The 277-nt window shown below is 66.8% G+C and carries 1 protein-coding gene; it reads left to right on the forward strand.

From position 1 onward, the window contains the following. Positions 1 to 277, forward strand: a 277-nt coding sequence (locus FLQ44_RS01015) for a M1 family aminopeptidase (RefSeq protein ID WP_276607817.1), incomplete at both ends; no start/stop codon positions are given.

Consider the following 277-nt stretch of genomic DNA (forward strand, 5'->3'; position numbering starts at 1 on the left):
GGTGCGGCCCGACAGCTACCGCGAGATCAACAACTTCTACACCGCCACCGTCTACGAGAAGGGCGCCGAGGTGGTGCGCATGCTGCACACCCTGCTGGGCGAGGCGATCTTCCGCCGCGGCTGCGATCTCTACTTCGCGCGCTGGGACGGCAAGGCCGCCAGCGTCGATGCCTTCCTCGATGCCATGCGCGAAGCCAGCGGTCGCGATCTCGTGCAGTTCGAGCGCTGGTACGCGCAGAGCGGCACGCCGGAAGTGCGGATCGAAACGCGCTTCGAT

It is taken from the genome of Vogesella mureinivorans (assembly GCF_007644035.1).
GTDB classification, from domain to species: domain Bacteria; phylum Pseudomonadota; class Gammaproteobacteria; order Burkholderiales; family Chromobacteriaceae; genus Vogesella; species Vogesella mureinivorans.